The sequence below is a fragment of the Arsukibacterium sp. genome (assembly GCF_041616895.1).
In the GTDB taxonomy this organism is placed as follows: Bacteria; Pseudomonadota; Gammaproteobacteria; order Enterobacterales; family Alteromonadaceae; genus Alishewanella.
Genome location: NZ_JBFJPY010000111.1, coordinates 1 through 9,934, shown reverse-complemented (window position 1 = coordinate 9,934; position 9,934 = coordinate 1). Strand labels below are relative to the sequence as shown.

The window sequence follows — 9,934 nt, the reverse complement described above, 5'->3', positions numbered from 1 at the left end:
TGCTGAATTTTTGCCGTCATAAATACCACGGGAGTATGTTTTGTTGCCGGCAGCTGCCGTAATGCAGCAAGGGTCTGCAAGCCATCCATTTGCGGCATCATCACATCCAGCAAAATAAGTTGCGGACCAAACTCTGCTGCCTGAGCCAGTGCACTCTGACCGCTATCACAGCTTAGTAACTCAAAGCCGGCCACATCAGTCAATGCAATTTCTGCCACAGTGCGGATGGACTCATCGTCTTCAACATGCATAATTTTTTCTAACGGCATAAACGTAACACCTCAAGTAAGCTCGTTCTTAATCTTTTCATATTTCTATAGTAGCTGCCGTGCTGCATCGATCCAACAAGTAAACAATATGCTGATATTCAATACCACTGTGCAGCGATAAGCCAATTTCACAGGTTCTGCTGGTTGACACCCCCCGTGAGCACTCACTTACCTGAGCAGCCAAACCTGACAGTGCGGCGGCGTTAAGCTCCGGCAGCACAAGCCCTTTGTCACCAGCAAACCCGCAGCAACTTATGCCCTCAGGGACAATCGTCTCATCTGAACAGGTGCCCAGCAATTGCTGTAATTTTGCGCTCTGGCCAAGCTGACTGGCGCTACAGGTAATATGCAGCGCTACCGGCCCGGCCTGCTTGTTCAACACCAACTTTGGCAACACCTGATCATATAAAAAATCGACACTGTCGATAATGTTTAACCGCGGATCCAGCTTGCCGCTCAGGGTTAGGCTGCAAGGACTGCTATCAGAGAAAATTGGTATTTCACCATCTTTACTCACCTCAAGTAACCATTGCTCCAGTTCATGCTGTTTAAGCTTAGCAGCAACAAATTGGCCCTTAGATTGAAAAGGCATGCCACAACACTGGTTGGCAATGCCTTGTGGTATAAGCAGCTGGTAACCAGCTTTAGCCAGTAAGTCAGTACTTACCTGCAATAAACTACGGTTATCCCGGCTATTGGCCTGCGGCGCCATTACCCGGCTGCTGCAACTGGCCAGATAAATAATGGGAGTCAGACTACTATCTGCTGGCGTTACTTTAGCACAATTCGCGCCTGGCATAGCGCTGTGCCAGCCTGGAAAAACCTTACCTAAACGCTGCCCTACTCCCAGACCAAAGCGCGCCATGGCGCTGACAGCCGCAAAATGTCGAGCCAAAAAAGTGGCCAGTCGCTGCCAGCGCCGGTTGTTTTCAGCGCGAAGCACCCGGGTTAACTCACCGGTATTAATACCAACAGGGCAAGCGGTACTGCACATACCGCAGGCTGCGCAGGTATCATTGCCAGCGTACTGATAACTTTTCGTTAATGCAGTAAGCCGCTTTGGATCGTCTCCACTTTGCTGTAATCGTGAAATTTCGCGCTGAGTCACAATGCGTTGACGTGGCGTCAGGGTTAAGTTTCGTGAAGGACAAACCGGCTCACAAAAACCGCATTCAATGCATTTGTCTACCAGCGGATCTGTTGCTGGCAAAGGTTTCAGATTTTGCACATGCAGTTGCGGGTTATCGCTTAGCACCACATCCGGATTGAGAATATGTTTAGGGTCTAGCAACTTTTTGATACGCCACATCAACTGATAGGCATCACTGCCCCACTCCAGCTCAACAAAAGGTGCCATATTGCGACCGGTGCCATGTTCGGCTTTGAGCGAACCGCCAAACTCTACGGCGACCAAATTCGCAACGTCCTGCATAAAATTATCGTAGCGCGCAACTTCTGCCGGGTCTTTAAAACCCTGGGTAAACACGAAATGCAGGTTGCCCTCTAAGGCATGGCCAAAAATAATGGCCTCGTTGTAATTATATTTAGCAAATAGTTGTTGCAGCCGGGCGACACCGTCAGCCAGTTGCGGCAGGGGAAAGGTAACATCTTCAATAATGACCGTGGTGCCGGTTTGTCGCACCGCACCCACCGCCGGGAAAATGCCTTTGCGAATGGCCCAGAGCTGGTTATAAGCGGCAGGATCGGTGCTGAAATCAACCTGTTGCTCTAGGGTAAAACCGGCAACGACTGCCCGTAATTCTGCCAGTTGACGTTGCAATACCTGAGCAGATACCGCCGTGGTTTCAATCAACAACGCGCAGCCATTATCTGATACCTGCTTTACCCAGTCCGGCATACCGGCTTTATGCTCAACCGAGCGAAGACTGCGCCGGTCTAACAGCTCCACCGCCGATACCGCCAATGGCTTTAACACTGTCAGCGCCTGGCAGCAGCTGGCAACAGAGGGAAATACCAATAAACCACTTGCCCGATACGGATACTCCGGCACAGTGTGGTAGGTAACTGCACTGATAAAGCCCAGGCAGCCCTCAGAGCCCACCATTAAATGAGTCAGAATATCAATCGGGTCTGTAAATTCAGTTAACGCATTTAATGAAAAGCCGGTAGTATTTTTTAAGCGATATTTGTGGCGAATCTTGGCGCAAAGTTGCACGTCTTGCCGGGTTTGCTCTGCCAGTAGCGCCAGATTGGCCAGCAAACTGGCATGGCTTTGCCGAAATGCCGAAACGCTTTGGCTATCTTCGGTATCCAGCACGGTGCCATCAAACAACACCAGGCGCATTGCCGCCAGGGTATTAAAGCTGTTGTGGGCGGTACCACAGCACATACCACTGGCATTGTTGGCAACAATACCGCCGATTTTGCAGCTGTTGATAGACGCCGGATCCGGGCCGATTTTACGCTGAAATTTGCTTAACACACTGTTCGCTGCCGCGCCAATAACCCCAGGTTGCAAGCGAATTTGTTCACCCAGGCCCCTTACCTCGCGCTGCTGCCAGTTTTCACCGAGCACCAGCAATACCGAGTCAGTTACCGCTTGACCAGATAAACTGGTTCCCGCCGCCCGGAATGTAATGGCAACGTGATATTCATTAGCAAACTTTAACAGTGCAACGACTTCCGCTTCGCTTTCTACCCGTAGCACTAATTTCGGTAATAAACGATAAAAACTGGCATCAGTGCCATAGGCCAGGGTAGCGATAGGATCGTCAAAATAACGCTCAGCGGGAATAAGCTTTTTTACTGCCTTTTGAAATGCAACAGGTATTGCCACAACATCGTCTCAAATCTACACGTTGGTTATGTGATAACAGGTTTTAGTTGTTTTGGCTATGGGCTCTAATACGCTATGACAGGTAAACATAAAAAAACCGGCTGTCGCCGGTTTTTTTATTAATGTAACTCTGCTTACTCAGGAGCTTTTGACACACCCACCATAGCAGGGCGTAATAACCGACCATTTAATTCATAACCTTTTTGCATTACAAAGGTAACGGTATTAGGTGCTACATCAGCTGACGGTTGAATGGTCATGGCCTGATGCTGATCCGGGTTAAAGGGCTCGCCTTGCGGGTCAATTTGTTGCACACCATATTTGCCAACGGTGTCCAGGAAGCTTTTCATGGTTAACTCTACGCCTTCAATAATGCCAGCAAAAGCTTCATCTTCACGATTAATAAAGCCCAGCGCCCGCTCGAGGTTATCCACAACCGGCAATAAGTCACCGGCAAATTTTTCCAAGGCAAACTTATGGGCTTTTTCCACATCCTGAGTAGCACGGCGCCGGGCATTTTCGGCGTCGGCTTTAATCCGTAACATTAAATCTTGCTGGTCTGCCAGTCTGGCTTTTGCTTCGGCCAGTTCAGTTTCCAGTTTCGAAATTACCGCTTGTTCACCAGATAATTCAACAGTATCGGCGTGATCGTTGGCCGGACTTTCCTGACTGGCGTTGTCCTGCTTAATTTCTTCAGCCTGCTCGTTCGGCTTTGCTTGCTCTGTCATGCTAACTACTCCAAATGAAAGTAGGTGTATTATGGGGATGGATTCTGACGATTCAAGTTTAAATTTAAACGATGAGCGCAGGCTTCCACTAAGGGTACCAGCCTGGCATAATTCATCCGCCTTGGTCCCAGTAAGGCAATAAAGCGGTGCGGCTCGGTTTGGTAGCGCTGACTGATAATACTGACCGGTGCCAGTTCAACAAACCCCGACTCCTTGCCCAGAATAAGCTTTGGGTGGGCGTCACTGGAGATTTTTTGCAATAAATTTATCAGCCCGGTCGGTTGCTCCAACATTTGAAAAACCTGTTGCAGCGCCGGATTTTGCTGATACTCCGGGCTGAGTAACAGCTGATGCTGGCCGAATATTAACGGCTGATGCTGCAAAAACTCATCCAGACTCAATTGCCCCAACACCTTGTTCATCAGTAATTGGCTGCAACCACTTTCGTTTTTCGCTATACCGGCCAGGCGGGCAATCCCATCCTGCCACTGACCATTCGACAGGGCAGCATTAAGTAAACACAATACTTTACCCAAGGTGGCACTGTCGATACTTTGAGCACAGTCGAGTACCCGATGCAAAATATCGCCATCTTCATCTATCACCACCAGTAACAAACGGTCACTGGCCAGGCGCACCAAATCTATTTGCCGCACCTCCCGGCCACTGGCCTTAGGAGCACTGATAATAGCGACGCAACCCGTCAGGTTAGTTAACAACTGGCCGGCTTGCTGACATAGCAAGGATACTGGCAAGGTTGGTACCAACTGGCGCTGAATTTCTGCCTGCCAGCGGCCTTGTAAAGGTTGCATGGTCAACATTTTATCAATAAATAAACGAATACCACTGGTTGTCGGTACCCGCCCGGCAGAAGTATGAGGTGAACGGATGAAGCCTTGTTGTTCCAGCTGAACCATGGTGTTGCGCACCGTGGCCGAGCTGACATCAAGCGCCTGGTTTTCAGCAATCAGCTTACTTGATACCGGCAAGCCATCAACCAGATACTGCTCAACAATTAGTTTTAAGATCAGTTCTGTCCTGCTTAGCGCCGCCGCCATACTACGATATACCTTATTCAGTGTTGATTATGGATCTGGGGGCTAAACCAGCAATATCAAGTTGATAAATCACTAAAATAACGCTGAGGCTGGTGGTCGGCCTAAGTGGCCGCTATACTGGCAAAACGCCAGCCAGGAACCACGATATGAGTCACGCTTTTACGAAAATTGGCCTGATTGGAAAACCCAATCATCAGGGTGCTAACCATACCCTGGTTGGCCTGTACCATTTCCTTTGCGCTAAAGGTCTTGAAGTATTTGTCGAGGAGCGGGTTGCTCAATCTCTCGCACTGGACGATGCTAAAGTGCTTGATCTGGTCGACCTGGGTAAAACCTGCGATCTGGCTATTGTGGTCGGTGGTGATGGCAATATGCTCGGTGCCGCCAGAGTACTGGCCCGGTTTAATGTGGCCGTGCTTGGTGTTAACCGGGGAAACTTAGGCTTTCTGACCGATTTATCGCCAGAGGCTTTTGAGCAACCTTTAGCCGATGTGCTTGATGGCAATTTCGTCACCGAAAAACGCAATTTGCTGGAAATATCAGTACACCGGCATGGCAGCATAAAAAGCAGCAACAGCGCCGTAAATGAAGCGGTGTTGCACGCCGATAAAGTCGCTCATATGATTGAGTTTGAAGCGTACATTAACAACGAATTTGTTTACAGTCAGCGTTCAGACGGCTTGATTGTCAGCACGCCTACCGGTTCAACCGCCTACTCATTGTCTGGTGGTGGGCCAATTCTGACCCCGGATCTGGATGCGATGTGTCTGGTGCCCATGTTCCCGCATACCTTAAGTAGCAGACCTTTGGTAGTGTCCGGCAATAGCGAAATTTGTCTGAAAGTCGCCGATACTAACGATGCCCACCTGCAAATCAGCTGCGACAGCCATGTCATTCTGGCGGTGATGCCGGGTGATGAAATTTATATCCGCAAGCACCCTACTCCACTGCGGCTAGTGCATCCGCCAGGCTACAGCTATTATCATGTACTTCGCAATAAACTGGGCTGGGGTAAAAAACTCTACTAAATGAGTCATATTTTATTTCAGGGCAAGCTTGCATATCTGACAATTACTGTATAAATTTACACTGTATCTATAAACAGTAATCACCAGTGACGTTTTACTATCGTTATTGTTAAGGGAGTCGCAGCATGCTTAGCCACCTTCATATCAGCAACTTTGCTATTGTCCGCGCTTTAGAAATAGACTGGCTGGCAGGTATGTCTACCATAACCGGTGAAACCGGTGCGGGTAAATCAATTGCCATTGATGCGTTGTCGTTGTGTTTAGGTGAGCGGGCCGATGCGACGGTAGTTCGCCCCGGTGCAGACAAAGCCGATATTGTGGCGACCTTTGACATTGCCCAGTTACCGCAGGCGCAGCACTGGCTGGAGCAACAGGATTTGGCGATGGGCAGCGAATGTATCGTGCGCCGGGTTGTTAATAATGAAGGTCGCTCCCGCGGCTACATCAATGGCGTGCAGGTGCCTGCCCAGCAATTAAAAGCGCTAGGCCAGTATTTGCTCAGCATCCATGGCCAGCATGCTCATCAACAGCTGTTAAAACCCGATTATCAGCGCCAGTTACTGGATGCGTTTGCCGAAAACGCCCCCCTGCGTACCGAGTTAAAACAATGCTATCAGCAATGGCAAGGGTTAAAGCAAGAATATCAGCAACTGCAGCATAGCCAGCAGCAGCGAGATGCACAGCGCCAGCTGCTTGAATATCAGGTAGCAGAACTGGATCAATTTTCCCCCGCTGAAGATGAATTTAGCCAACTTGAAGCCGAGCAAAACCGCCTAAGTCATGGCCAGACCTTACTCAGCCAGAGTCAGCAATGCCTTGAACAATTGTATGATAACGACGAAAGCTCGATTTATCAGGCGCTGTCTGTGGTAAATCAACAACTGCAACAACTTTGCGACCTGGACACCAGCTTAAACCCGCTGCAGCAGATGCTGGCAGAGGCACTAATGCAAACCGAAGAAGCCAGCCGCGAGCTGCGTCGTTATGCTGATAAAGTTGAACTTGATCCAGAGCGGTTACAGCAGGTTGATGAACGGCTTGGCCAATGGCTTAATTTAAGCCGCAAGCACCAGGTTAACTTTGAGCAATTGCCTGACTTCCACCAACAGTTGGCACAGCAACTGGCAGAGATAACCGGTGACGACCGACGTTTAGTGCAGTTAGAAGCTGAACTGATCGAAGCTGAGCAACATTACCAGCAGTTTGCCCGCGAATTGCATCAGCAGCGTAAGCAAGCTGCTGAAAAACTTAGCGCTCTGATCGCCAGCAGCATGCATGAACTGAGCATGGCCAATTCAAAATTTGAAATTAACGTGCAGGCGCTGACTTTAGAACAAGCCAGCAACCATGGCTGGGACCAAATCAGCTTTACGGTATCTACTAACCCGGGTCAACCATTACAACCTCTGGCTAAGGTAGCATCAGGCGGCGAATTATCCAGAATAAGTTTAGCGGTTCAGGTAATTCTGGCCGATAAAATCACCACCCCCACTTTGATTTTTGATGAAGTGGATGTAGGGATCAGTGGCCCGGTAGCTGCCGGGGTAGGCAAACTATTACGTCAGCTTGGCGAAACCACCCAGATAATCTGTGTAACCCATTTGCCACAGGTTGCCAGCCAGGGACATCAGCAGTTGTTTGTTGAAAAGTATACCGATGGTCAGGCAACCGAAACCAGAATGCGGATCTTAAATGATGAACAGCGGATTGGTGAAATTGCACGGTTGCTGGCCGGTGAAAATATCAGTGCCAGTGCCCTGGCCAATGCCCGCGAACTTTTGTGCGCACCGGCAGTCTGAAAAGAGATTTTTCAGCAAGGCTGTCATAGGGTATGATAACCGCAACCGGACTTAACAGACGAACATGATGAATAAAGTAGTACAGATTTTAGTAGTAATTGGCCTGCTTGCCAGCTTAAGCGCGTGCGCTAACATGATTTACCGGATTGACATACCTCAGGGTAATTTTCTGGAGCAAAAAGATATTGATAAGCTGAGAGTGGCTATGACCAAAGAACAGGTTAAATTTGTGCTGGGCAGCCCTGTTGCAGAAAACGCGTTTGACAATGACACCTGGCATTATTTTTATTCATTAAAAGGTGGGCGTGGTAATAACTTTGAAAAGCAGTTAATTGTCGAATTTAAAGACAATAAGCTGCAGGATATTTCAGGCGATTTTAAAAAGTCGGAAGAGTTTAATACCCCTTTAGATATATGATTATTGGCAATCGCCATAGCTAACATTTCGGAGAATCAGTTTACGCTAAAACAACCGTTGAAGCCCTGGATGGGCGGAAACGAGACCCCATGGATGGGTTTACGGCGTGTTGTTGTGGGAAAACTGATTCGATTAATTCCGAGGCTAGTGTTCCTGCTTTCTGCCACCCGTTACTTTATCCGCCCGCCCTTCTTCTTTTGCTTTTTCTGCCCGGCGCCGGCGCAAATCCTTCGGATCAGCAATTAACGGCCGGTATATTTCGATTCTGTCGCCTTCATTTACCTGTTCTTCAGGCTTAACCGGCCTGCTCCAGACCCCTATTTTCTGCTGGTTTAAATCGATATCCGGGTATTGCTGCAAAATACCTGACTGCTCAATAACTTGTATAACGGTGCTACCCGGCAGTACGTTCAGGGTTAACAAGCTTTGCTGGGTAGGTAGGGCATAAGCCACTTCTACTGTAATTTGCTCAGCCATGGCTCGCTCCATAAACTACTTTTGCTCTTTGCGTAAACGCATTAACCATCGCAGCAGTGAGCTCAGAAAATACTTTACCAAAAGCAAACTGCACCAGCCTGCTGGAAAACTCAAATTCCAGTCGCAGCACAACTTTACAGGAATGTTCATTAAGCGGCACAAAGTGCCAGCCCCCCTGTAATCGCTTAAAAGGGCCATCGACTAATTGCATGTCTATCCGTTCGTTCGGGTGCAACGTATTACGGGTGGTAAAAGATTGACCAATCCCCGCCTTGGAAACCTGTAACTTCGCCACCATCTCATTTTCTGACTGGCTAACAATGTTTGCTGAGGTGCAGCCAGGCAAAAACTGTGGGTAATCTGGTACGGTATTTACCAGGTCAAACATTTGCTGCGCGCTGTAAAAAACCAAGGCACTGCGCTCAATTTGTGGCATACTCACTCCCCTTAAACTCGCTGCTGATTGTAACAGAATAACGCGGGGCAACAAGGCCGGCATAGCACGGCTTCATCGGGATCCAGAGCAGCGTACCCGGTCTAAGCGTTAATAAAAATAGCGGATTATGAGCAAAAAAAAACCAAGTAAAAACACAAACGGTACCATCGCTACCAATAAAAAAGCCCGCCATGAATACTTTCTGGAGGACAGATACGAAGCCGGCATTAGCTTGCAAGGCTGGGAAGTTAAAAGTATCCGTGAAGGCAAAGTAAATTTGTCCGACGCCTACGTTATTCTGAACAACGGCGAAGCATTTTTGTTTGGTGCGCAAATTCAGGCCCTGAAAAGCGCCTCCAGCCATGTTATTTGCGACCCGGATCGCAGCCGTAAATTGTTACTTAACAAACGTGAGCTAAACAAGCTTATTGGCTTAAAAGAACGTGACGGTTACACCTTAATTGCTACCGCCATGTACTGGAAAGCCTGTTGGGTAAAACTAGAGTTTCATCTGGCTAAAGGTAAAAAGCAGCACGATAAGCGTGATGACATTAAAGATCGGGACTGGTCGCGTGAAAAAGAACGGATGATGAAACACAGTAAACGTTAACTTTTAAGCTGCCCTTGAAACTAACGTGCACGAACACCATCTAAGAGGTTGTGATAGGTGGTATCTGTCACAGTCAGTTTGCTGGTAAATACGGCAATTGGAGCACCTGCTAAGTTTGTTCCTTGTGATCAACAAATAGCAGGCGTACAATAGCCACACACTGAGAGTATTATTGTTAAACCACAGAATTCGGGGCTGATACTGGATTCGACGGGATTCACGAACTCCTAGGTGCATGCCGAGGTGCGGTAGGCCTCGTAAAAAAACCGCAAAAAACTAGTCGCAAACGACGAAAACTACGCACTCGCTGCTTA

10 protein-coding genes and 1 other RNA gene are annotated in these 9,934 nt (G+C 48.4%); 5 read left to right on the top strand and 6 right to left on the bottom strand.

Going from position 1 to position 9,934, the window contains the following annotated elements; all coding sequences use genetic code 11:
* The 4 genes from ABY802_RS14570 to hrcA form a co-directional block, all read right to left on the bottom strand.
* Positions 1 to 269 (bottom strand): response regulator (locus ABY802_RS14570; protein ID WP_372627856.1); only part of this gene is annotated, 269 nt, incomplete at its 3' end.
* A 37-nt stretch (positions 270 to 306) separates the two neighbouring features.
* Positions 307 to 3,066 (bottom strand): FAD-binding and (Fe-S)-binding domain-containing protein, encoded by a 2,760-nt coding sequence (locus ABY802_RS14565; protein ID WP_372627855.1) that lies wholly within the window; start codon positions 3,064 to 3,066, stop codon positions 307 to 309.
* 134 nt (positions 3,067 to 3,200) lie between these two features.
* Positions 3,201 to 3,794 (bottom strand): nucleotide exchange factor GrpE, encoded by a 594-nt coding sequence (gene grpE / locus ABY802_RS14560; protein WP_372627854.1) that lies wholly within the window; start codon positions 3,792 to 3,794, stop codon positions 3,201 to 3,203.
* A 29-nt stretch (positions 3,795 to 3,823) separates the two neighbouring features.
* Positions 3,824 to 4,852, bottom strand: coding sequence for a heat-inducible transcriptional repressor HrcA (hrcA, locus tag ABY802_RS14555; RefSeq protein ID WP_372627852.1), 1,029 nt, complete (start codon positions 4,850 to 4,852; stop codon positions 3,824 to 3,826).
* Positions 4,853 to 4,998: 146 nt separating this feature from the next.
* Here hrcA and nadK point away from each other — a divergent pair, with 146 nt between their 5' ends.
* The 3 genes from nadK to ABY802_RS14540 all read left to right on the top strand — a co-directional run bounded on the left by nadK (position 4,999) and on the right by ABY802_RS14540 (position 8,097).
* Entirely contained in the window at positions 4,999 to 5,880 is an 882-nt protein-coding gene (nadK, locus tag ABY802_RS14550; protein WP_372627851.1) for an NAD(+) kinase, read from the top strand.
* A gap of 125 nt (positions 5,881 to 6,005) precedes the next feature.
* Entirely contained in the window at positions 6,006 to 7,679 is a 1,674-nt protein-coding gene (gene recN / locus ABY802_RS14545; RefSeq protein WP_372627850.1) for a DNA repair protein RecN, read from the top strand.
* Between the two features lie 64 nt (positions 7,680 to 7,743).
* Positions 7,744 to 8,097, top strand: coding sequence for an outer membrane protein assembly factor BamE (locus ABY802_RS14540; protein WP_372627849.1), 354 nt, complete (start codon positions 7,744 to 7,746; stop codon positions 8,095 to 8,097).
* Positions 8,098 to 8,241: 144 nt separating this feature from the next.
* Here the strand turns inward: ABY802_RS14540 and ABY802_RS14535 are convergent, their stop codons facing one another.
* Together ABY802_RS14535 and ABY802_RS14530 are read right to left on the bottom strand one after the other, a co-directional pair.
* Complete coding sequence (locus ABY802_RS14535; protein ID WP_290613125.1) at positions 8,242 to 8,574, bottom strand: RnfH family protein; 333 nt, start codon at positions 8,572 to 8,574, stop codon at positions 8,242 to 8,244.
* On the bottom strand, positions 8,567 to 9,010 hold the full coding sequence (locus ABY802_RS14530) for a type II toxin-antitoxin system RatA family toxin (RefSeq protein WP_372627848.1): 444 nt from the start codon (positions 9,008 to 9,010) through the stop codon (positions 8,567 to 8,569). Before ABY802_RS14530 ends, ABY802_RS14535 begins: the two co-directional genes overlap by 8 nt.
* Positions 9,011 to 9,137: 127 nt before the next feature.
* On the opposite strand from ABY802_RS14530, the gene smpB reads away from it, so the two are divergent.
* Together smpB and ssrA are read left to right on the top strand one after the other, a co-directional pair.
* A complete protein-coding gene (smpB, locus tag ABY802_RS14525) occupies positions 9,138 to 9,620 on the top strand; it encodes an SsrA-binding protein SmpB (protein WP_372627847.1) in 483 nt (160 codons plus the stop codon).
* Between the two features lie 191 nt (positions 9,621 to 9,811).
* Positions 9,812 to 9,934: a transfer-messenger RNA gene (gene ssrA / locus ABY802_RS14520) on the top strand; the annotation flags it as partial.